At 34.5% G+C, this 23568-nt stretch carries 20 protein-coding genes; 5 read left to right on the forward strand and 15 right to left on the reverse strand.

Features of this window, described 5'->3' with window-relative positions:
- Positions 1–98: 98 nt before the first annotated feature.
- The 8 genes from MHB74_RS14995 to MHB74_RS15030 form a co-directional block, all read right to left on the reverse strand.
- Positions 99–1247: an acyl-CoA dehydrogenase family protein gene (locus MHB74_RS14995; RefSeq protein WP_061680226.1), complete on the reverse strand. Its 1149-nt coding sequence runs from the start codon at positions 1245–1247 to the stop codon at positions 99–101.
- A 154-nt stretch (positions 1248–1401) separates the two neighbouring features.
- Complete coding sequence (locus MHB74_RS15000) at positions 1402–2034, reverse strand: YdcF family protein (RefSeq protein ID WP_061680227.1); 633 nt, start codon at positions 2032–2034, stop codon at positions 1402–1404.
- Positions 2035–2364: 330 nt separating this feature from the next.
- Positions 2365–2952: a GNAT family N-acetyltransferase gene (locus MHB74_RS15005; protein ID WP_061680228.1), complete on the reverse strand. Its 588-nt coding sequence runs from the start codon at positions 2950–2952 to the stop codon at positions 2365–2367.
- A 466-nt stretch (positions 2953–3418) separates the two neighbouring features.
- Positions 3419–4747 carry a YjiH family protein gene (locus tag MHB74_RS15010; protein ID WP_061680229.1) on the reverse strand — a complete coding sequence of 443 codons (1329 nt, stop codon included), beginning with the start codon at positions 4745–4747 and terminating at the stop codon, positions 3419–3421.
- 93 nt (positions 4748–4840) lie between these two features.
- Positions 4841–5737, reverse strand: a complete 897-nt coding sequence (locus MHB74_RS15015; protein WP_061680230.1) for an aminoglycoside phosphotransferase family protein — start codon at positions 5735–5737, stop codon at positions 4841–4843.
- Positions 5738–6253, reverse strand: a complete 516-nt coding sequence (locus tag MHB74_RS15020; RefSeq protein WP_061680231.1) for a GNAT family N-acetyltransferase — start codon at positions 6251–6253, stop codon at positions 5738–5740.
- Positions 6254–6417: 164 nt separating this feature from the next.
- On the reverse strand, positions 6418–6852 hold the full coding sequence (locus MHB74_RS15025; protein WP_061680232.1) for a ferritin-like domain-containing protein: 435 nt from the start codon (positions 6850–6852) through the stop codon (positions 6418–6420).
- Positions 6853–7033: 181 nt separating this feature from the next.
- On the reverse strand, positions 7034–8254 hold the full coding sequence (locus tag MHB74_RS15030; protein WP_098374067.1) for a YhgE/Pip domain-containing protein: 1221 nt from the start codon (positions 8252–8254) through the stop codon (positions 7034–7036).
- A 131-nt stretch (positions 8255–8385) separates the two neighbouring features.
- On the opposite strand from MHB74_RS15030, the gene MHB74_RS15035 reads away from it, so the two are divergent.
- Positions 8386–9003, forward strand: a complete 618-nt coding sequence (locus MHB74_RS15035) for a TetR/AcrR family transcriptional regulator (protein ID WP_061680234.1) — start codon at positions 8386–8388, stop codon at positions 9001–9003.
- Positions 9004–9058: 55 nt separating this feature from the next.
- Here the strand turns inward: MHB74_RS15035 and ppsA are convergent, their stop codons facing one another.
- Complete coding sequence (gene ppsA, locus MHB74_RS15040) at positions 9059–11665, reverse strand: phosphoenolpyruvate synthase (protein WP_061680235.1); 2607 nt, start codon at positions 11663–11665, stop codon at positions 9059–9061.
- A 121-nt stretch (positions 11666–11786) separates the two neighbouring features.
- Positions 11787–12068, reverse strand: a complete 282-nt coding sequence (locus tag MHB74_RS15045) for a YolD-like family protein (protein WP_061680236.1) — start codon at positions 12066–12068, stop codon at positions 11787–11789.
- Between the two features lie 222 nt (positions 12069–12290).
- Here MHB74_RS15045 and MHB74_RS15050 point away from each other — a divergent pair, with 222 nt between their 5' ends.
- From MHB74_RS15050 to MHB74_RS15060, 3 genes are read left to right on the forward strand one after another with little or no spacing between them, the layout of a single operon-like run.
- Entirely contained in the window at positions 12291–13409 is a 1119-nt protein-coding gene (locus tag MHB74_RS15050) for a tyrosine-type recombinase/integrase (protein WP_001265871.1), read from the forward strand.
- Positions 13410–13420: 11 nt separating this feature from the next.
- Complete coding sequence (locus MHB74_RS15055) at positions 13421–15526, forward strand: tyrosine-type recombinase/integrase (protein ID WP_000824132.1); 2106 nt, start codon at positions 13421–13423, stop codon at positions 15524–15526.
- Complete coding sequence (locus tag MHB74_RS15060; RefSeq protein WP_001067218.1) at positions 15519–15899, forward strand: DUF6262 family protein; 381 nt, start codon at positions 15519–15521, stop codon at positions 15897–15899. Before MHB74_RS15055 ends, MHB74_RS15060 begins: the two co-directional genes overlap by 8 nt.
- 191 nt (positions 15900–16090) lie before the next feature.
- Here MHB74_RS15060 and MHB74_RS15065 read toward each other — a convergent pair whose 3' ends face one another.
- The 3 genes from MHB74_RS15065 to MHB74_RS15075 form a co-directional block, all read right to left on the reverse strand.
- Complete coding sequence (locus MHB74_RS15065; RefSeq protein ID WP_000450430.1) at positions 16091–16468, reverse strand: VOC family protein; 378 nt, start codon at positions 16466–16468, stop codon at positions 16091–16093.
- Positions 16469–16520: 52 nt separating this feature from the next.
- Positions 16521–17384, reverse strand: a complete 864-nt coding sequence (locus tag MHB74_RS15070; RefSeq protein ID WP_000995745.1) for a helix-turn-helix domain-containing protein — start codon at positions 17382–17384, stop codon at positions 16521–16523.
- A 303-nt stretch (positions 17385–17687) separates the two neighbouring features.
- Positions 17688–18953, reverse strand: a complete 1266-nt coding sequence (locus MHB74_RS15075) for a Y-family DNA polymerase (protein WP_061676394.1) — start codon at positions 18951–18953, stop codon at positions 17688–17690.
- Positions 18954–19614: 661 nt separating this feature from the next.
- Here MHB74_RS15075 and MHB74_RS15080 point away from each other — a divergent pair.
- Complete coding sequence (locus tag MHB74_RS15080) at positions 19615–20034, forward strand: DUF1259 domain-containing protein (protein ID WP_061678362.1); 420 nt, start codon at positions 19615–19617, stop codon at positions 20032–20034.
- Positions 20035–20298: 264 nt separating this feature from the next.
- Here the strand turns inward: MHB74_RS15080 and MHB74_RS15085 are convergent, their stop codons facing one another.
- Positions 20299–21888, reverse strand: coding sequence for a bifunctional metallophosphatase/5'-nucleotidase (locus MHB74_RS15085; RefSeq protein ID WP_061678361.1), 1590 nt, complete (start codon positions 21886–21888; stop codon positions 20299–20301).
- Between the two features lie 538 nt (positions 21889–22426).
- Entirely contained in the window at positions 22427–23377 is a 951-nt protein-coding gene (locus MHB74_RS15090; protein ID WP_061678360.1) for a magnesium transporter CorA family protein, read from the reverse strand.
- Positions 23378–23568: the final 191 nt, after the last annotated feature.

Below are 23568 nucleotides of genomic sequence, written 5' to 3' on the forward strand. Positions count from 1 at the left end.
CGTCGTACACATAAAAAGCACGTGTTTGATTAGTAATCAAACACGTGCTTTCAAAACAACTATATTGTCCATAAACAATAAAATGTAAGTTAAAAAAACTACGACCGAAACGCCGCATCCGCTAATATAGACAGTGTTGCATCATCCATCGGCGGATTGTGCAATCCTGCTCTGACGTTTAAATAGTAGCGATGAAGCGGATTTTTTTCTGATAAACTTTTTGCTCCTACGATGCGCATTGCTTTATCTACAATAGATATTGCCGCATTCGTTACGGCATATTTCACTGCTGCTAATTCGGCTTGTAATGATAGTTTATCCTCTGCCTCATCGTACTTTTTCGCAATTTGATATAAAAAGACGCGAGCTTGCATAAGCTCAAGTTCTAATTCTCCAACTAATCTTCTAACATTCGGCAATAAACTAATAGAATGATTTAAACTATTTGGCTTGTATGATCCCGCAAACTGAACTGCATAATTTCTTGCTGCTTGTGCAATTCCTAAATAACATGCTGGTATATGTAGCAACCAGCCAATACCCTTTTGTTTTACTTTCCCGCCCAATACATTCGTAAAAAAGCGACTTTCTATCTCTACATTTTGTAAGACAAGGTCGTGACTTGCAGTCCCTCGCATCGCAACGCTATCCCACGTTTCTTCAATGGATACACCGAGCGTATTTCTTGGAATGACAAACTCACCAACTTCTTCTCGGCCTTCCATACTTGCTGAAATAATAAAATAATCAAGTATTGGCGCCATCGTTGTAAAAGTTTTCCTTCCATTTATTACCCACTTCTCGCCTTGTTGAACCGCTATTGTTTCTGGTTTACCGCCACGCGTCGGACTTCCTGTTTTTGGCTCTGTTGCTGCACGGTTAAAGAGTGCACCGTTACGCACTTCTTCGCAAAACCATTTGAACATCTCATCATTCCAAGAACGATTTTCCGCTAACTCTTTCACAATACCAAGATGCCAGCCAATCGATAATGCAGTAGCTCCGCAGCCTTCTGCAATTTTTTCTTGAAATAAAACGAAGTCATATAAAGAAATCGCACTACCATCAAATTCTTTCGGTAACGTTAATTTCGTATATCCGATATCTTTCAAATCACTTATATTTTCATACGGAAATGATCCTAATTCACTTAGTTGATGCTCCCTTTCCATGAACTTTGGAATCAATTTATTTATTTGTGCAATAATGAAAGATTGTTCTTCTGTTTCAACAAATGAGAGTGCCATACTATAATCTCCTTTATGTTCGATTCATCAACCGCTCACTTTTTCATTATGATTATATGAAGCTACCTCTCTATTGTTTCACTATTCCGATAAAAATACAATGTTTTTGACCAATAAGAAAAGTTCCTATTTTAAGATAGGTTCTTTTCTTATGTTAGTCTCCCTTCAATGCCTTTAATGGCAAAGAGGTTACATATCCAATGTACGAGAATAATTCTTTAAAGAAGAATGGTATTTCTGTGTCTAACGTTTTATATGCTGATGTCGGCGTTGGTGAAGCATACGCTTCAATATTAATATGTTTTGCGATTCTCATTGCGCGTTTCATATGAAGTGGATCACTTACAATCGTGTATGTGCGTATTCCGTTCTCTAGTCCAACTTCCTTCGCATTCTTTAAGTTTTCCTCAGTGAAAAGGGATTTTGTTTCAATTAAAATATCTTCGTCTTTTACACCTTGTTTCATTGCATATACTCTTGCAGTACGTGATTCCTCAAGCTCTGCCTCGAACTTTGTACCACCTGTAAAAATAATCTTTTTAATATCTCCGTTCTTATATAAAGAAATTGCATGATTAATTCTTTCTTTAAATACAGGAGATGGTTTTCCGTTCCATGAAGCTGCTCCTAGTACGATACCAGCATCCGTTTTCACGCCATCATTTGTTTTAAAACGATAACTCCAAATATCGTAAGCTGCATAACTTACATATAAAATAGCAGAACAAATCATTAGTAAAAATACTTGAAAGATTCGTCTTTTCTTACTCTTCTTATTTTCTTTCATTTGTAATTGCCTCCGTACATCATCCATACTTCTATAAAAAAACATTTATATCAAATCGTTTTGTTTGAGTTTATTTAAAAGAAGGAACTTTACTTGTTATTTATGTATAAAAGGGTTTTCATTTAAAATTGAGGATTATCAATTCATTTTTATTTGCGGTTTTCATTACATGTTTTAAATTCATAAGTTTATTACCATACAACTACATTGTAACGAATTTTTTCTCAGAAGGGAACGATGAAACAAAAGGAATTAAAATAAAGTAGCATTTTGTAAGAAAAAAGGTATATTTTTCTTACATCACGAACAATATACCTTTCAAAACACGAATTATAACTTTTCTTTATACAATTCTAATTTTTCCGATAAACGATCTTTCACAACTGGCCATTCACTTGCGATAATACTATACACAACTGCATCTCTCACATGACCGTTTGGCAATTTTCTTTCATTTCTAAGCACACCTTCTTTAACTGCACCTAATCTTTCAATTGCTCGTTGTGCCTTTTCGTTTCTTGCATCCGTCTTAATTTGTACTCTCAGCATATGCAGTTTTTCAAAAGCATACTCGAGAAGCATATACTTACACTCTGTATTGATACTCGTACGTTGCACACTTGGATGATACCACGTTTGTCCTAATTCGACTGTTTTATCTTCTACTGAAATATTATATAGACGTGTACTTCCTACAATCGTATTCGTCTGTTGATCCACTACAACGAAGGGTATTTGAGTCCCCTTCCCATAACCCTGAATCGCTTTTTGCACATATTGCTGCATATCTTGCGCAGTATCCATTTTAGAGATTAAATACGCCCAAATATCCCGATTTCCTTCTACAATCGAAAACAAAGTTTCGACATCATCACTAACTATTAACCGTAACTTTGCTCTTTCGTGAATCATTTCCATTTGTAAGCCCCCCTTTGTTGTTACTATATCATAAGATATAGTAACGTTTTATAAGAATAATAAGATATTTTTAAAAGAATTCCTTTTCAAATATATTCTCCTCGTATAAGGTGGGAAGGCTCATCAATAACCTTTAAAAAGGAAAATTTTGATAATTTTCAATAAATACTATATAATGATAAACGGGAGGGGATAAAAATGCTAGATCAAATTACTTGGGGAACACCTGGCAGTTTATTATGCTTAGGATTCTTTTTTGCAGGACTAGGAATCTTCTTAAGAAGCATGACGTCATATTCAAAAAATAAATAAAAACATCACAAAAACAGAAAATAGTGCATTTTCACGTTTTAGGATATTTGATTTTCTTAGCTTGATAGTGATGTGGGAATACCCCGCTTTTAATCAAAAGAAGCCTTCCTTTTACAGAAGGCTTCTTTTATTATAGATTTATCTTTTTAAAACTTTAAAGCAACAAATAAGCAATCGGCGTAATAATAAGTAACGTTAATATCGTTCTTTGTACATAGAGAATAATAAGTTCCGATACTTTTAGCGGAATGTCTGTTGATAGAATACAAGGAATGGAAGCTGAGAAAAACAATATAGATGATACCGAAACAACTGCAATGACAAACTTTGTCACAAGTGGTGCACTTACAACTAAAAGAGAAGGTAAAAACATTTCCGCAATACCAACAGATGCCGCTTTAGCAGCTAGTTCTGCTTCTGGTAATTGTAAAGCCCACGTAAATGGATAGAAAATATAACTGATCCAATCAAATATTGGCGTGAATTTCGCTAAGACGATACCAATTAATCCTACTGACATAATAGATGGTAAAATTCCCATCGTCATAATAAAACCGTCTTTTAAATTCACTGCGATATTTTTCATAATACTCGGTGCAGATTTCGATACTTCTAGCGCATCTTCCCAAGCGCGCTCTAACATTTTCTCTTTATAAACAGGCTCTGGGAACCCTTCTTCCGTTACATATGTATCTGGTTTTCTACTAAGTGGTGGGATTCTTACGGTGATAGCAGTTACGATGAATGTTACAACGAGAGTAGTCCAAAAATAAACATTCCATAAATGCATAATGTCTAATGTTTTTGCGATGATGATCATAAATGTTGCGGATACTGTAGAAAAACCTGTAGCGATAATAGCTGCTTCTTTTGTCGTATACTTTCCTTCTTTATACACGCGATTCGTAATTAATAAAGCGAGTGAATAACTCCCCACAAAGGAAGCAACCGCATCAATTGCTGATCGTCCTGGTGTTTTCCATAACGGTCTCATAATGGGACGGCAAAACGTACCGATAAACTCAAGTAATCCGTACCCGACTAATAACGCTAAAAAGGCTGAGCCAATTGGCACGAGTAAACTTACCGATATTACGAGTTTCTCATACAAAAACGGCCCTACATCTGGTGCAAAGAACCAAGCTGGCCCTACTTTCAAACAATATAATACACCAAAAATGACGCCAACTACTTTTAAAATAGAAAAACAGATATCTACGATAGATGCATTCCATTTTTTCGTATAAAACGGATAGATTGCACCCATTATCATAACGAGTAGAGCGTAATAAGGTACTACGCTCGGAACCGAAGTCCGAATCCATGATACGATATGATCAATCATAATGGAAGAAGCACCATTTATCGTAACTGGTACGAAAAACATAAACACCCCAACTAGACTAGCGAGTATAAACCGGAGAATAACCCCCTTCTCACTCCCAGTCTTAATTACATTCCTTTTTAATTCAATTTCACTCAAAATTCGACACCTCCTATTATCTAAATATTCTGTATAATAATGTTGGATTCCTTCTTTCAGTTTCTAATATTTCAGCATATAAAAAAGCCTATTTTAAAATAGGCTTTTTCTACTACTCTCATAATCATCCACAATCACTTGAATCACACGATACGATTCGTCTGCCACTATTTTATTACTAGTCTTATTCGCATCATATGTAATTAACGCTTTCCAAAGTGCCCATCCTCTTGCTCTATTCCACGTTTCTTCATCTATGCACAATACTTCTTTAAAGACATTTCCGCTATTCTTATCAAAAAATGTCCATGCCATCGCTGCATCACAAGCCGGATCGCCTACTCCTAAAATCCCAAAATCAATTACAGCACAAAGCTTTCCGTCCTTAACGAGTAAGTTTCCTGGTGCAACATCTCCATGAACCCAAACTGGTTTACTCTCCCACGTTGACTGAAGGGCTAAATTCCAAAGATGCTTTAATACCGTTTCGTCAAAAACATCCTTATTATTTTCGATCGCACCTCTCGCCTCTTCATCATATATAGATATAAGCCCGCCTCGGTAAAAGTTATGTGCCCCAGCGACCGGTCCATTACTCGCATCAATAGCTTGCAATTCCACTAAAAATGATCCTAAGTCCGCCGCAAATTCATTTAGGTCACGGACATTTTGTTTCGTAACAGTATCTCCTTCTATCCACTTATTAATAGACCAAGGCAATGGATACTCTTCAGTTGGATTTCCTTTCGCAACTGGTGCAGAAATCGGTAAAGAAAGCTCTTTACTTAATATAGGTAGCCACTTATTTTCTTTCTCTACTTGCGGTGCATATGCCGCGTCACTTGGCAATCTTACACTCATCTCATCCCCTAGATGAAACGTTCTATTATCATGCCCACTAAGCTTTACAGGCTTCACTTCTAAATGTGCCCATTCAGGAAACTGTTCCCCTATTAACCTTTTAGCTAAATCTGTATGTATTTGAGTCATTCACTTTCTCCTTTTCTTTTGAAACTTACTAATTCCTTCTGTACTCCCAACATATTCAAAACCATTCCTCTTATAAAAATCATTCAACGTACGATTATGCCCAACACAATCTAGTTTCAAAAACTCTTTTTCATATTGTACATTCTCTTCTACCCACTTTAAAATCCATTCTCCGATTCCATTCCCCTTATACTCCCGTTTCACTGCAAATCTATGAATATATAAAGAATCGGAATCTTTCTCTTTACCAAAAATACGCTCATCCCATTCATTTTGTTTAGGAGATACTGTAACTGTACCGACAATTTCATTTTCTTTCATAACCACATATGTATACTTCTCTCTTATACCTTCTAGTATTTCAGCCGTAGCTTCTCCGCCTAACAAATACTGCCACTGATCCACTTCTTTATGTTGTAACCACTCTGCTACTTCTTTTAATAGAGTGATTATGCTATCGCTTTCCTCTTCAGTAGCAGTTCGAATTGTATATTCTTTAACTATGTTTCGCTCCATATTGCCGTTCCCCTTTCAAAACTTAATTCTCTCTTTATTAATTTTCGTTTTATACATTATATACCAAAATTAATCACTACCACTTCAAGATTTCTATTTTACAGCTTGTATTCCACAAAGAAACCGCTCCACTACTAGTGAAACGGTCTTAATCCCCTAGTCATTCACTTCGTCTTCACAAAATAATATAAAAACCACACCGCATGATTTTGTTCATCTGCAGCTATTCTGCGCAATAACTCTTTTAGTTGCGCATCCGATGTTTCATCTGAAATTTCCAAGTAAAAATCTACTGTCTTCTGTTCATCTTGTATAGCGAATTCTAATCCTTGTAAGTACGTATTTGGACATTCTTCCGTAATTTGTGGTTTCGGCTGCTGACCAGTTAAATTTGTATAGATTTGTACAAACTGATGGAAATGCTTTATTTCATCGTTACGAATTTCAAGAATTTGATTTCGTTCCGCTTCATTCGGAGCCATGTTAGCTAATTTCGCGTAACAACTTATTGCACTAAACTCTCCATTAATTGCTTTCTCAATATCACGAATCAACTTATCATTTTGCCTATACGTATCATAATAATTCGAATTATACATCGTATCCCCTCCATTCTTTCGCATAACATTTTATGCAATTTGAAATAGCAGGAGCATGTATATAAAAGGAAAACGCAAATCCGAACTCTTCGATTAGAAAAATCTATCTATCACTGCTTGATTTCCCTATAAGCTAATAAAAGATAAAAACGCTTCACTCCTAGTGAAACGTTTTTATCTTTTATGCATTTACTTCCGTTTTATGTTCCTTTACTACACTACCTTTGAAAGCAGTCGCTAAAATAATAACGATACTTACTGCGCCAATCCAAACGAGCACTGTTACAGGTGTACTCCAGCTTAACCCTTTTCCGAAGAAGAATATTTCTCTAAGCCCTTCAATCATAAATCGCATTGGCAACCATGCGTACACCCAGTCTTGGTAAAATGGCGACAACATTTCCGGTGCTAGTGATAATAATGGTGCCCCGAAGAATAGTAAAAGAGCGAATACACCAATTCCTTTTAGTCCAACTAATGAAAGTACCGCCGATATCATTAAGAAGAAACTAAACGATGTAATGGCTAAAAATAAAGCTGTATCGGTGAAATTCGAAATATTTAATCCTACCATACCATCCGCGATCCATGTAAGGCCAAATCCAATTACAAGTGCCGCGACAGCTCCTGTTATGATTTGTTTTAGTTTTAATACGAAGCTTTCTTTTCTTGTACTTACTGGCATTTTACTTATCGCAATAAAGATAAGTGCTGCGCTCGCTAAACTTGCAATCCATAACGGCTGGAATAAAGACATCGGCGAGTTACCGTTCGCACTATTTTTACCGATTTCATTTACGTTTGTCACTTTCTTTGCAATCGGTGTTACTACATTTGAAACCTGGTCTGCTGTTAATGTAGCTCCTTTTGCTTTCAATCCTTCTAATAGTTGCGCGCGAACAGTATTGTTCATATTATCAACTACCCCATTTAACATTTGCCCAGCCATAGTTGATGCCGCTGTATTCATTCCTTGATTTATGAATATTTCCACCTCTGGCGAAGATGGCTGTGGTGTTCGTAATGATGCTTGTTTTGTGCTAAAGTCTTTCGAAATAACTAATGCTGCGTAATATTCTTGATTATTTAATCCTTTTTGCACAGATTCCTTATCTTTTACTTCTACCCACTTCACCGCAGGTTCTTCCTCTGATTTTGATGTCTTTTTCATATTATCAACAATCGTTTGCCCCATATTCATCTTCGGTTGATTCGGAATTTCTACTCCTTGATCCTCATTTACAATTGCGATTGGCAAGTTTTTCGGCTGAGGTTGAACAGTTGGAAATAATGTTAATGAAAAAATAAAAACAACAAGTAGTGCAATAACTGGTGATACATATAACAGTTTATTTTTAAACATTTTCTTTTCTCCTCCTATCATTTGATTTATAATAACCAACAACGTGTTGTTTATTTATATTTGAATTATATGTTCGAGTTGAACCTTATACAATAATCAAAAATCGTGAATGTGTCGGTTATAAGACACATCCTTGAAATGTGTTGGCTAAAATGAAGGAGGGACATACTTTGCGTGATAGTAATTTAGATTTGCGCGTTATTCGTACGAAAACTGCCATACGAAATGCATTGGTGGAATTAATTGAAGAAAAAGGCTTTGACGCCATTACGGTGAAAGATATTACAACGAAAGCAAACATAAATCGTGGTACTTTCTATGCGCATTATCAAGATAAATTTGATTTAATGACGAAATGCCAAGAAGAAATTATGTATGAGGTTTCTAGCATCGCCAAACAGAGATTGCCTGAAGTTATTGCTGATCTTGGTTCCAATCCTTCTCCAACAATGCCGTTTCTACTTATCACTTCTGTTCTTGAATTTTTAAATGAAAATAGTGATTTTATGAAAGCTGTACTGAGCCCAAAAGGAGATTTATCTTTCCAAACAAAACTGAAAGACTTTATGTGGAAAACAATATTTGAAGATACGAATGGTGCTCTCATTAATAAGGAGAATTTACTTGTCCCAAGCCAATACCTAGCTTCTTATATGGCATCTGCTCATATTGGTGTTATTCAGCAATGGTTAAATAACGGGCAAAAAGAAACACCTGAGGAAATTGCTCGTATTTTATCTACAATCGCAGTTCATGGACCTTTTTATGCGGCTGGTTTAAAGAAATAAGCCGGCTATATAACAAAAGATCATCCACTACAATAGCGGATGATCTTTTATTTCATTACAACACTTCAATATACCCTTCAGTTCCATGTACCCGAATGCGTTGTCCGTCTTTTATTAATCTCGTAGCATTCTCCACTCCAACGACTGCTGGTAATCCATATTCACGTGCAATCACTGCTCCGTGCGTCATAAGTCCGCCCACTTCAGTGATTAACCCTTTTATTGAAACAAATAACGGTGTCCAGCCTGGATCAGTAAAAGCAGTAACTAATATATCTCCCTCTTCTAAATTCGCTTCTTCCATGTTTAAAATAACGCGAGCTCTTCCTTCTATAACTCCGGATGAAACAGGCAAACCTACAATCGCGTCAGCCGGGATATTTTCTCGTTTATATTTACCTGTAATGATTTCTCCATCAGATGTCATAATTCGCGGCGGCGTTAGTTTTTCATATAATTTGTACTCATTTTTTTGTTTATGAATAAGCTCGTAATCTAGTTTATTCGTGCGAACAACTTCGTGAAGTTCTTCAAAAGTTAAATAGTATATATCATCGACCTCACGAATGACACCGCTCTGCACAAGTTGCTCAGCTTCTTTCAATAACGCCTGCTTATATATGAAATAACGATTAATCATGCCGTATTTTGGATATTCACGATAACCGATGCAATTCCGGATGTTGCGAATCATTTGCTTCGTTTCTTCTACTTTTTGTTTACCATCCGGCAAATGCTGCAATCGATTTACTAGCTCTTCTTCTTTTTTCAAAGCTTCTTGCAGCCCTTCTTCAAATTTCTGCTTACTCGCACCAGCTTCAAAATCTCTTATATGATTTAAAATCATCGGGATAATAGTAGTTGGCTTTTCAATCCAGCGTGTTTTCGTAATGTCAATTTCTCCGCTACATCTCATTCCGTATTTATTTAGAAAAGCAGAGATGGCATCTCGAGCTTTCTCCCCGCCTTTAAACTGAACTAGTTCATTTAAAAAGCTATCATCTTCTACATGTTGTAAATACGCAATAACTTCCGGATATGGCCGAATCACATCAGCAACATCCATTAATGCTAGCCCCATTTCAGACGTAATATTGTTTTGTACCGATTGAGAAAGTGTGTCCGCTGCATTCTTTTCGCCTAGCCATTGCTCCATCTTTTCATTAATCCATGTTGAAGCATTCATACCAGCCATAATGACAGCAATACTTTGCGGGTTAAATAATACTTTCTTTAATTGCTGAATATCTTCCAAAATAAAGTCAAGTACATTCACCCCTGATTTCATTTGCATGTTTCGTTTTAACTCTTCGATTGATGCTTCACTATTCTTTATTAAATTCGTAACGATTGCCGGATCATTTTCGACTTCTGATTGCGAGCTTGCAGGCGGCACACTTTTGCCAGCACTCTTCCCTTTTTCATCATCTGGTAACAATGTAATAAAGTCATCTCGCTCAACTACAGTCGTTAATGCACCTTGTATGAGCGGATCAGATTTCCCTAAAGTATTTATTAAGAAATCTCTGCTAGCAGGTGAAGCCAATCTTGGTGTAGCATCCACAAATAGCCTTCCTCCCGCTTTACGCATAGGGGCATTAGTCGTTAACAAGAAAAAAGATAGCCCTAGTGGTTTCATCGCATCGGTCATCATTTGTTGATGTCCAACCGATATATACACATGATTCTCCCCATCATTTTCTTCAGGGATTGGATATAAAGTCGTAATGGGGCGACTTTGGACAATATAAAATGTATCATGGGCTAAACACCATTCAATATCTTGCGGACAACCAAAATAAGCTTCAATCTGTCTTCCGATCTGTGCTAGCTGTAAAATTTGTTGTTCAGACAATGTTTGAAGCTTTTGCTGAGCTGGATCAATCTGTTTCGTCTCTGTTCCGCCCTCTTTTACAGCATAAATAGCTAATTTTTTAGTTGCTACCATCGTTTCCGTAATTTCGCCTTCTTTTACTTTATAATTATCGGCAGAAACTAGTCCTGATACTAACGCCTCACCAAGTCCAAAGCTGGCATCAACTGATAGCACCTTTCGATTAGAAGTAACCGGATCAGCAGTAAATAAAATGCCCGAAGCCTCAGGGAAAACCATTTTTTGAACGACAACACATATAGAAACTTGATTATGTTCAAAACCATTTTGCATGCGGTACGTAACTGCTCGCTCTGTAAATAAAGATGCCCAGCACTTTCTTACATGCTGCAAAATCGCTTCTTCTCCGATAATATTTAAATACGTATCTTGTTGACCTGCAAATGAAGCATACGGTAAATCTTCAGCCGTAGCACTAGAACGCACGGCATACGCATGTTCATTTCCAAAACGTGAGAGATAATGAGCTACCGCTTCCACTACATCAGTAGGAATTTCTACTGCCATAATGACTTCTCTAATCTTCTTACTCACTTCACCAATTTGAGCTCGCTCTTCCTTTTTCAACTTTGTTAGTTGCTGCAACAAAGTTTGAAGCTCTTCATTTTGCTCGATAGCCTCTTCATATCCTACCGTTGTAACACAAAAACCTTCAGGTACTTGTATACCTTGAATGTTTGTTAACTCCCCTAAATTCAAACCTTTTCCACCGACGAGTGAAAGCTGCGTTTTTTCTATTTCCTGAAAATCGAGAACGAAAGAACTCATGTAACATCTCTCCTTACTATGCATGTGTTCTTGATTGTAGCAGGAGTAAATACGAATAAACAGTCTATTTCGAACTTGATTTACATGATATAATTAAGTTAGGAAGAGATATTCCCGCCCTCTAATCCACTTCAATTACATCACTAAACTTTAATATCCTTTGATTATGAAAAGCATCCGTACAAGTAATCGTCTCATTTAACGGATTTATATCGGCTACTGTTATGTAATTTTTATATAGATAGCCATTTTTATAATATGTAAGTAAAATCTCTTCTTCACCTAAATATGAAATTAACAGCTTATTTTCAATCCTTTCTTTGGCATCTTGCGTTAAGATTGGACGCGGGATCTTTGTTTGCTCCTGTATCATGTCTTTAATACAGACGAACTGCTCTGGCATACTAGCAAACGGTTAACTCTACTATAATAAAAAGCGAATAGTATGTTTAATATAAAAGTCTATTGTTCTTTTTTATCACATCATATAATGATTAACTATATGTTAGTAATTTAGTATGTTATGTTTAAAATGTAAGGAGTTTTTGTAGCTGGAGGATATCTTCTATAAGGTAGGTGTAAAAATAATTGTTAGATTTAGCATAAAATCTAGAGGAGGAATTCTATGCGTGTACAAGAGATCTTGCTTGAGAACAGTAAAAAATACATGTTAATTGATGAAAAAGGGATTCCGATTGTTCCGGTAGTAAAATATCTCAAATATTTGGATAGTACAGGTAAAAGTAGGAATACTCAAAAGACATATTGTTATGCCCTAAAACAATATTTTTTATATTTAAGAGAAACTGAAAAAAATTACAAAGAAATAAAATTAGAAGACTTGGCAGATTTTGTTGGCTGGTTACGTCATCCGTATACTAGTTTAAATGTAGCGTCTATTACTCCTGTGAAATCCAAAAAGACTGAAAAAACAGTAAACTTAACCATTACTACAGTTACAAATTTTTATGATTATTTATACCGTAACGAAGAAATATCTAAAGACATGAATGAAAAACTAATGCGTCAGATTTATACAGGAGGAAGAACACGATATAAGAGTTTTCTACATCATATTAATAAGAATAAGCCCTCTATTCGAAATGTATTAAAAGTAAAAGAGCCTCGTAAAAGAATTCAAATACTCACAAAAGAGCAAGTGCGACAAACTTTCACAGCTACTACAAATATACGGGATGCTTTTCTTATTCAACTTCTGTTTGAAACGGGATTACGTATTGGAGAGGCTCTTTCTCTATATTTGGAGGACTTTATATTTGACCATCAAAAAGGACATCGGATTCGCTTGAGGGACCGAGGAGAATTAGAGAATGGTGCAAAGCTCAAAACAGGAGAACGGGAGATATTTGTATCACAACACCTTATGGATTTGTATGATGATTATCTATATGAAATTATTGATGGACTGAATATTGAAACAAACTTTGTCTTTATTAAGCTACGTGGAAGAAATATGGGTAGACCTATGAATTATAGCGATGTAGAATCTCTCTTTAAACGCTTGCGAAAAAAAACAAAAATTGATATTCATCCTCACCTGTTACGACATACACATGCCACCATATACTACCAAGAGACAAAGGACATCAAGCAAGTACAAGAGAGATTAGGGCATGCTCAAATTCAAACAACAATGAATTTGTACCTCCATCCTTCGGACGAAGATATCCGTAAGGATTGGGAAAAAGCACAAGATGCATTTAAAATCGATGAGAAAAGCTGAAGGTGGTAAATATGAAGCGAAAACGACAAATAAATATAGGAGAAGTAAATTTTCATGAACGATTGAAATATGAGCTTTCTAATTATATAGAAAAAACAATCCAATCTGATGGGTCTGTTACCACTAACCGTGTGGAAAACCCCTATTTTTTAATGAATAACAATTGGAATATCAAATTCTTAGAAAGTATCCCTCAATTTCGGAAAATGGCGGATAATTACAAGGGGAAACGTCGAAATGTGCATTTTCGAATAAATAGTCCAACTGTTAATCTTGAAATAAAATATGTATGGTATCAAAAATTATTCAAAGAACAGTGGGCATTAAGTAGTGGTTTTAATCAAAAAGCTGCATTATTAAACAAATTATCCATTTTTCTTAACGAAAAGTACCCCCATCTTCCCTCTTTATTTGATTTGGATATGGAGAAGGCTGAACGAGAATGGTTGTTTTGGTTAGAACAACATGGAATTCCTACAACAAAGACATCAAAGACCACAATGTTCGACGGATATACACATAAATCCCCCGCAGCAACCTATTTTCGTATCATTCATTCCAACTTCTTGGTGTTAGCAGATCCGCGTGATGAATGGGAGAAAGATCGTTGGGATGTACGGATATTACATACCAAATATGGGATATCCTACAGCAAAAGTTTAACCGCGCATTTTCTTGATTTCACTAAAATAGAACCAATAAAAATAAAAGATAGTACAAAAAAATATATCAAGCAACGTTTAATGGGACGACAGGATCTTTCGTTTGCTACAGCAAGGGGCTATTCAAGAACTTTAACTAAATTTTTTTCTTTCATATTTTCATTAGAACCAACATGGAATGATTTGAAAGGTCTCAAACGATCTCACATGGAGCTATATATTCAATGGTTGCATGAAGACACCAAAAATAAAGGAATTGAAAATCCAGAAAGATATATATCAGAAGGTGTGAAACTTATAAGTAAGTTTTTAGGAGACATTCAAAAATACGAATATGATATTGCTCCAACTACAAACGTAAAATTATTAATTTTCCCAGGAGATAAACCTAAAGTGAAAAAAAAGCCCTATGGGCAAATTGATTACATTCCTGACTTTGTACTGGAACAATTATTCGTTCATCTTAACGAACTTCATAAAGACATCATACCGGTGGTATGGGTAGCGTTTAAAACGGGGCTTCGCATTTCAGATGTATTAGAACTCACAACAGATTGCCTTGTACAATTGAATGGTAAATATTCTATTGTAACTGATATTGAAAAAACGTTTGTACAAGGTCATCGAATTCCAATTGATGAGGAGCTCGCAAAAATTCTTTCGGTTTTAATTTCAAATTCCAAAGAAAATAGCACACAAGATAATAATCCAGAAAAATATATCTTTGTACGATATCAAGGAATAAGAAAAGGTAAGCCCTATACGCAAGGTTGGATTCGAAGACATTTGAATGAACTAGCAGAAAAGAAAAACATTGTAGATGAAAATGGTGATATCTTTCGTTTTAAGACCCATCAATTTCGTCATACATATGCTGTGAAATTATTGAATGGCGGGGCAGATATTTTAACAGTACAAGAATTACTAGCTCATGCATCTCCTGAAATGACTTTACGGTATGCTAAGCTATTGGATGAAACCAAACGAAAAGCATTCGAGTCTGTTATAAATCAAGGAGTTTTCAGCTTTGATTTGAATGGTGAGGTGCAAAAGATTAATGCGGGTGAAGATATTCCTGAGGATATCTTACAAGCACTCTGGCAAGAGCATAAATTAAATGCGATGGACAACCCTTATGGAACATGCCACGCACGATTGAAAGGAGATTGTCCACATATGGAAGCACCACCTTGTTTGACATGTAATAGTGGTAGCCCTTGCAAAGACTTAGCGATTGGATTTTCAGAGCTGGATATTGAAAAATATGAGTTGCACATTAAAACAACAACGAGGGCTGTAGAAATAGCTAAACAGCATAATCGTGAGGATATGGTTGAGAAACATGAAAGGAATTTAAACAGATATCAAGGTATCTTAAATAATATTAGAGAAGGTAATATCATTTTCGGCCGACAAAATCGTATAAAGAGAAAGTATGGTGTGAAATATGAATAATTATGATCGTAGAGAACAGTTAAAAGCAATTCACGCATCCAGAAAGGCAGGTACCGCTCAAAAAATTGATGAAGCTATTCAAAGGCTCGTGCGAGCCAATCAGAACATCAATTTTAATAGCGTAGCAAATGAGGCGGGTGTTGCTAAAGCAACACTCTATAACACTACTGAAATACGCGAACGGATTGAATCTTTACGCCAGAAACAAGCTCAAGTTTCTACTCCAAAGCAAATTAAACGGGAAACGGATGAGAACAATAAGGATGCCATTATTGCTTCATTAAAACGGAAAATTAAGAAATTGGATGGAGAAAATAAAGAAATACGCGAGCAGCTAAAATTTGCTTATGCAGATGTTTATAAAAAAATCTAATGGCACTCCGTTCCCTACATATTCAATAATCGTGCCATTTTGTTAATAAATAATTATTGGATTAATATTAAGCAGGGCGAACCGTACCACCATAAATAGTGGTAAAGCAAAGTAGAAATTTATCTAGCTTGTGAGATGCTAAAAAAATGAAAGAGATCGTTGATATTAGACGGCCTCTTTCATTGCTCTCATTAAGCTTGTATTTCACTCATTAAAGCATGGGTATTACCTTCTGTATCTTTAAAGAATGTCATCCATGTTTCTGTTTGTCCCATTTTCGCTACAATATGTGGTTCATCGATAAAAACAATTTCCTTGCTTAATAAGTCTTCATAAGTCTCTTTAATTTTTTCAACTTGAAAATAAATGACTGAACTAGATTGAGCAAATTCCTCTTTTTCTGGAAGGCTTAAAAAAAGACGCAACCCGTTACATTCAAAGAATGCTATGTTGTCAGTATTAAATAGAAGCGATAATCCTAGTTTTTCTTTATAAAAAGTAATTGCCTTATCTAAATCTTTAACTGGCACCCCAATTTGACCGACTTTCTGAATCATAGTAGTTTCCAATGAGAATTTCCCCTTTCGAATATTATTTCATTCTAATAATATACGGTTTAACTTAGTATTTCTTATCCAAAATCACCTTTTTTCGAAATTCAATAGGAGAAACCCCGACATGCTGTTTAAACATTTTGCTAAAAGATACAGGATTTTGTAATCCCAGTTCAAATGTTATATCAGTCATATTGAAATCTAGTTGCGTTAGAAGCTTTTTCGCTTTTAGAATTCTAAACTCTGATATATGCTGATGAGGCGTTTTCTCATATATTTGTGAGTATGTTCTTAATAAATGGTTTGGCGATAAACAAGCAATTTGAGCAATGTCATTCAATTTAATTGCTTTATCATAATAGGACCTTATATAATCATGTGCGATACTAATCCTTCTATATAATTCTTCTCGTGTAGAATTACGTAGTGCACTTAATGATTCGACTTCTCTCCATGTATTGAAATGTTCAATTAGTATAATTTGCATTAACTTGTGAAATTGTTCTTCATAACCAACTGGATCATTCTCGAGAATAGATAAGTTTTCTTTAAATTTCGTTATTTGAGACAGTAGAATTTTACTTGTATCATAAGTTTTTTCAAAGAATCCAATATAACTCTTATCCTTAAAAGGATCGCTAAGAAGTCTATTGTTCGTTTCTCTTAGTGAGCTTAAAATTTCCTCTGCAAATCCATCTTTAAAAAAGATACAAAAAGATTCTACTTCCTTATTTTCATCAATTGAAATTGTATAAGATCCTTCATTAAGAAGTAAATATCTGCTTTCTTCGACAGCAAAAAAACCTTTACTAGTCTTGTAATGCGCTTTTCCGTTAGAAAATGTTTTAATGGATAATTGGCCGTTCCCTTCCCAATAAAACTGGTTACTTTTTGCATGTAAAACAAAATTAGTAGAATCCATACAATTCATAATATCGTCTCCATAAACATATAATTATAACCTTCAGATAATTCAATTATACATAATAATGGAGGTTGGGTATAAAAATCTTTTCCTTCCCAATGAGTTTTGTTGAACTTTATCATGAATAATTTTTAAAAAAGTTATTCAACAATCGAGCGCGTTTGTTGAATAAGAAGTAAAATTGTTTTACATATTAGTCATATATAATACGTAAAATCCTTTGTTTTTTATGATTTTTTACAATTTAGGTCTTGATAACGAATGGTTGCCACTTTACCATTCCTCTTCCTTTTGGCATATTAGCATTCTTCACGATTTGTGCCCTCCTAATAATGTGTTTCTATATCTTGCTGTTGCGACGCTTGTGTAGGAAATTCCACGTAAAATACTGTTCTTACCAAATCGCGTTCGAATTTCATCCATAACTTTCGTTAGTCTCATTTCTTTTTCTCTTTGTATAATATTATCAAAAAGCGAAATTTGCTCTTCCCCTTCATGTATTAAATTTGTTAATGAAAGGCTTATTGATCGAATCGGCTCTCCTGTATGCTGCTCGTATAAAAAATAGGTACAAACATTATAAATATCCATCGTCAAATTTGTTGCTCTATTTAACGTATGTGCTTTTTTTATTCCTCCTCCATATTCCCTACTATATCCAACTGAAAAATGAATCGTTTGCGCGTATTTCTTTTCGCTTCTCAATCTGTAACAAACTTCTTCTACATGCTCTAATAAAATAACGATGAACTCTTCTATTGAATAATCACGAAATAATATTTGGCTTTTTGCTATAGATGTTGTTGCTGGAACGTATTTTTCTGCTATTCTACTGAAATCAATCCCGTTACTATGTAAGTGTAATTCTTCTCCTATTACACCAAATGATTGTTTTAAATACTTCAACGGGTATTGTGCTAAATCCCCAATCGTATGTATACCTTTTCGATTTAATTTCATTTCCGTTTTATACGATATACCCCAAAATTTACTGAGTGGTCTAATACTCCATAACTTCTCGGGTATATCGTCATACGTCCACTGCGCTATTCCATCGTTATTCTTTTTCGCTTCCACATCCAGTGCTACTTTACTCAATAATAAATTTGGTCCAATACCAATCGTACTTTCAATCCGTGTACGTTCATATATTTCTCGCTTGAATTTTAATGCGAAATCGCACGGATTATTCGCAAATAAATGAATACTTGCGGTCATATCCATAAAAAACTCATCGATACTATATTGATGAAAATCTTCCGGCGCAACATACTGTAAAGCTAAACTTGTTATATAGGTTGAACATTTCATATACGTATGCATAATCGGATTCACAATAATAATATCTGGCCGCTTCGGTATTTCGTACAATCTTGCCATCTTCTTTATTCCTAACGCTTTTAATGGCGGTGTTGCTGCCAATACGATTGATCCACTCCGGTTTACATCTCCTACAACAGCCAATTTTGTATATCGTGGATCAAGTCCTTTTTTAATACATGACACGCTTGCATAAAAGCTACGAAGATCTACACATAAAATAATACGATTTGGTAAAAGAGAATAATCATACAAGGTTATCACTCCTAACAAAAGAACATTTGTTCTTATTATATACGAACTAATGTTCTTTTTAAAGGTGTTTTCATGAAAAATTTGGTTAAAATAACCGTTATTAAAATCTTATTAAGAAAAACTTAAAGAATTTTCCTCTATATTCATAAGAAATGTTTTCTATACTTAAAATGTAAATAGATACAAGGAGAAACAACTAAATTATTCGTGAATAGGTACAGTATTTTAGAACCCGTTCTTTAGTATTCAAACTAAATCCTGTATTTAATTCATAGTAGTAATATACTTATATAAGAAAGACTTATTTCGAAAAAGAGTACTAATTAGCAGTGCTTGTTTATAGAAAATAAATTATTATTGGTTATTTTCTCAACGTTGTTTTTCTAGTTTTATCATTCAAATTTAGACACCTATTTATCTAACCTACATAAACTAAAAGCGTATAATTGCATACCTTATAAATTTATTAACCCGGATACATGAATCATCTTCAATGAAATTCTGAATATCCAAGTAATATCGCGTGTATTTCTTTGAAAATAAACATTGAATACATTAAAATCACAGCCTGTTTTTTGAATGTTGAAGAAAGATTGTTTATCTATATCTCCTCAATCGAATCTCTAATTACATAATTTTGTACAAGAAAGGAATTGAATTTATGCAAAATTTTAATTTCCTTTGTGAACAATTTGCTACAATACTTAAAGGAAAAAGTAAACTAAGTCAAGGTGGTTGTTCGGTGTCTTTTCACCGCGATTTTAGGGTGCTTGTTCAAGGAAAACCGAGTACTTCTGTAGTGCCCGTCGGAGTAAGTTTTGAATCGTTAGATCCAAATGGTAATGCATTGAATTTAGGCGAAATCGCTATTCTACAAGAAGAAATTCCTGCATTTATAAAATCAATTGTACAACAAGGAATTATTGTAAGTGCTTTACATAATCACTGGCTGTACATGGATCCCTTAATTATGTATATTCATATCCAATCGGTAGAGCCTCCATTACATTTTGCACAAAAGTTAGCCCATTCTTTTTTGACCTTAAATAGCTATCCTATCACTAATAATGAGGGGCAATGATTGGTGTTTCGGATATACTTATCCATTATATTTTCCACATGTTTGAACATAATAAAACCATTTCACTTTGTGTCCGAAAAGAAACTCCTTGTACGTTCAAAATATCAGCTTTTGTTTACTTCATTTTTTTCTGCACTCTGCATCTAGACGGTATACCCATTGGCCACAGTAAGACTTTATTTCAAACCCATAAAAAATAGATTACCTGCACACGAAAAAGTATAGTGCGCAGATAATCTAGTTGTTTTTGAGATTAATAAAAAACTAATTTATTTTTTGAATTCTTCCATCAATAATAGACTGAATTGGTTCTTTTGATTTTTTTATATAATCTACTAATGCTTCAAAATCAGTTGGTCCTGTTTCAGCATCTTTACCGTTTTTAAAGGATACAAATCCATCTCCACCTGAAGCTAGAAATGCGTTAGCAACGACGCTGTAAGTTTTAGAAGGAATAATTTCTTCTCCATTTGTTAAGCGAATACTTGTTACTTTTTCTCCATTAGGTTTGTTCGCATCCCAAGTATATTGGATCCCTGAAATTTGAAGCATTCTTGTTATATCTTTTTGCCATTGTTGATTTAAAATATCACGAATGTCTTGACCCGTTAAATTTACTTTTATTAATTGATTTCCGAATGGTTGAATACCATATATCTCTCCCCATGTAATATCACCAGCATCTAAGTCATTACGAATACCACCAGGATTCATAAGTGCAATTTGAGATTGCATTGTTGCACGCTGGGCATCAGCAACTAAATTTCCGAGAGTAGATTCACCAGCCGGATTGAGTTTGCGATCTAGTGGAGCAATAGACTTACCTACAACTTCATTAACAAGAGGTGCGATTTTTGCTTGATATTTCTCCATCTTCTTCTTTATTTTTTTATCAGGCTCCATGCCTTCATGGTAAGTTGTAACAATTTCTGCTTTTTTCTCAACAATATCTTGTGTCTTACGATCAATCTTTACATCAACATCAGCAAAAGCCATACCATAAGAATTTGCTTGTACGACAAGTTTATTATTAACAGTTCCATTTACATAGGTGTGGCTATGCCCACCAAAAATAACATCGACTTCTGGATCAGTCTCATTTGCTAATCGGACGATATCACCATTTGTTACGCCGTTCCCATCTGTTGTACCTCCGTTATGGGCAAGAACAACGATAGATTTAACGCCTAGTTTTTGTAATTGCTTTACGGATTTGTTAATAGCTTCAACTTCATCTGTAATTTCTACATTCTTTAGCATAGTAGGCATAACAAGGTTAGGAACATCCGTTGTTACGACTCCGATAAATCCAACAGGAACTCCTTGTACCTTTTTTATAGTAAATGGTGGTAAAAATAAACGACCAGTGGATTTATTATAAAAATTTGCGGCAACATATGGGAATTTTGCTCCTTTAAAATTCCCTGTTTTCTCATGGTATCCACCATAAATAAGGCGGTTCATTTCCGCAACACCTTCATCAAATTCATGATTTCCTATAGTCCCAACATCGAATTTCAAATCATTTAAAAATTCAATCGTAGGTTCGTCTTGTAATAGTGCTGAAACAGGAGTACTTGCTCCAACAACATCGCCCGCATGTACCTTTAATGTATTCGGATTTTGTTTTTCACGATCACGTAAATAAGCCCCTAAGTACTCAATTCCCCCTGCATCTTTATTGTTAATCTTTTTTACAGTGTCTAGTTGCCCATGAAAATCGTTAATACCGAGCATTTGCACATCTATGTAGCGGTTTGGTTCTGTACTTGCTTGTGCTGAAGGCGCAGCAAATACACTAGTAAAAGTAACTGTACTTATTGCTAAAGCAACTGGAATGATTTTTTTCAACATAAAATTTCTCTCCCCTAATTAAAATCTGACATAATACAATGTTATTTTAATATATTAAGAGAATTATTTCTATAAAAATTCTACTAATTATAAAAATTAATAATGTTTTATTTTTTCCTGAAAAAAAATCTTTGTTTTGAGTGTTATTTAAATCTTTTTCTTTATATTAATATAGCAATATACGAATACGGCTAAGATACCTAAAAAAGCTAATCCACACATTTTAGCTATTAAGAAGAATATTCAATTCGAAACTAATGGAGATTTATCAACCTAACATCTCAATATCACTATTTAAAAATGAATAGAAATTTCATTAGGAAAGATTTCGATTCTTTAAATTGATTACAGTGGTGTACTGCTCCGCATTTAAAAAGATGCTCCTGGATTTATCCAAGAGCATCTGTTATAAAAACTTTATTTTTATCATTACGGAGACATCAAAACTTTAACTTGAGGGGGATATGGCACTAACCCAATTCATAAATATTACTAACCATATTTATGTTAATATCTATCATATATTTTAAAAATAAGATTAATTAGATTTAAAAAAAGATTTCTTTTTCTTTACTCGTAATAAATCACCTGTCCATCCCTTGAATCGCATATATAAATACATCCCCCCTGTTGTGAAAATAATAAATAAGAGAGCGATTAAATAGCTATATTTCCATTCTAGTTCAGGCATATATTTAAAGTTCATACCCCATAACGCTCCTAAAGCTGTCAACGGCGTACTTACAGCAGTTAATACAGTAAGAGCTTTCATAATTTCATTCCCACGATGAGAAGAAACAACTTCTTGTAAATGAATCATCGTGTCTAATTCTTCTTGGTACTCTTTAACGAGTTGTAATCCACGCTCTAATTTTACGTGTGTTTGTTTATAACAAAGGGTGTTTGTTAGGTTTTCTAGCCAAGCTTCCTCCAAGCCTTGTAACACTTCTTGTATTAAGCGAAACACATGTGTGTTCATAAATAATTCATGACGAATATGATAAATTCTTTCTAAAACTGCTATGTTATTATGATGATAAAAATCCCATAACACATTTCTGAAATTATTTTCAAAATAGTCAACCTTTCGTAAATAGTGAGATATAAATATTGATAAGATAGCACATAGTCCTTCAGCGGAACTATTACAATTTTTTATACCTATAGGGAAATTATGTATTAATTCTTGAAAATCCTCTTCCTCTTTTTCTTGGACCGTTATCAGTATTCCATGAGCTACGAAATAATGAAGAAATTTTTGAATTTTGGCGTCCTTTTTATCTTGATCATATAAAAACGAACCATATACACAAGTTTGACTTGGGGAAAACGTATAAACATATAATCCATTTTCACAAGGAGAACTTATTTTTTTTACAAATTGAGAGAAATAAGATGTTACATCACGAGGGATTATAGAAGAAAGTTTTTCAAGTTCACTAGTTTTCACATGATACCAATCCCATTTCGGCATTTTTATGCATTCCATCTTATTCTTCCTTTCTGAATAGTTTAATGTTTAATCGAATAATATCCGTAATATGAAATTTATATGTAGGTATTCATGTCTTCGAGGAAAAGTTTTTAGATCCTCTAAATTACAAACTAAATGGCATAGGAGGTCTCCTTCTATTACAAGGAAGACCCCCTATATATTAGTTATTTGGATTCTAAATTTTA

It is taken from the genome of Bacillus sp. FSL K6-0069 (genome assembly GCF_038007785.1).
In the GTDB taxonomy this organism is placed as follows: domain Bacteria; phylum Bacillota; class Bacilli; order Bacillales; family Bacillaceae_G; genus Bacillus_A; species Bacillus_A mobilis.

Bases quoted from the DNA above. Each gene is read 5' to 3' on its own strand.
- MHB74_RS14995 (WP_061680226.1), bottom strand. From the start codon at position 1,247: ATGGCACTCTCATTTGTTGAAACAGAAGAACAATCTTTCATTATTGCA.
- MHB74_RS15000 (WP_061680227.1), bottom strand. From the start codon at position 2,034: ATGAAAGAAAATAAGAAGAGTAAGAAAAGACGAATCTTTCAAGTATTT.
- MHB74_RS15005 (WP_061680228.1), bottom strand. From the start codon at position 2,952: ATGGAAATGATTCACGAAAGAGCAAAGTTACGGTTAATAGTTAGTGAT.
- MHB74_RS15015 (WP_061680230.1), bottom strand. From the start codon at position 5,737: ATGACTCAAATACATACAGATTTAGCTAAAAGGTTAATAGGGGAACAG.
- MHB74_RS15020 (WP_061680231.1), bottom strand. From the start codon at position 6,253: ATGGAGCGAAACATAGTTAAAGAATATACAATTCGAACTGCTACTGAA.
- MHB74_RS15025 (WP_061680232.1), bottom strand. From the start codon at position 6,852: ATGTATAATTCGAATTATTATGATACGTATAGGCAAAATGATAAGTTG.
- ppsA (WP_061680235.1), bottom strand. From the start codon at position 11,665: ATGAGTTCTTTCGTTCTCGATTTTCAGGAAATAGAAAAAACGCAGCTT.
- MHB74_RS15045 (WP_061680236.1), bottom strand. From the start codon at position 12,068: ATGCCAGAGCAGTTCGTCTGTATTAAAGACATGATACAGGAGCAAACA.
- MHB74_RS15050 (WP_001265871.1), top strand. From the start codon at position 12,291: ATGCGTGTACAAGAGATCTTGCTTGAGAACAGTAAAAAATACATGTTA.
- MHB74_RS15055 (WP_000824132.1), top strand. From the start codon at position 13,421: ATGAAGCGAAAACGACAAATAAATATAGGAGAAGTAAATTTTCATGAA.
- MHB74_RS15060 (WP_001067218.1), top strand. From the start codon at position 15,519: ATGAATAATTATGATCGTAGAGAACAGTTAAAAGCAATTCACGCATCC.
- MHB74_RS15070 (WP_000995745.1), bottom strand. From the start codon at position 17,384: ATGAATTGTATGGATTCTACTAATTTTGTTTTACATGCAAAAAGTAAC.
- MHB74_RS15080 (WP_061678362.1), top strand. From the start codon at position 19,615: ATGCAAAATTTTAATTTCCTTTGTGAACAATTTGCTACAATACTTAAA.
- MHB74_RS15085 (WP_061678361.1), bottom strand. From the start codon at position 21,888: ATGTTGAAAAAAATCATTCCAGTTGCTTTAGCAATAAGTACAGTTACT.
- MHB74_RS15090 (WP_061678360.1), bottom strand. From the start codon at position 23,377: ATGGAATGCATAAAAATGCCGAAATGGGATTGGTATCATGTGAAAACT.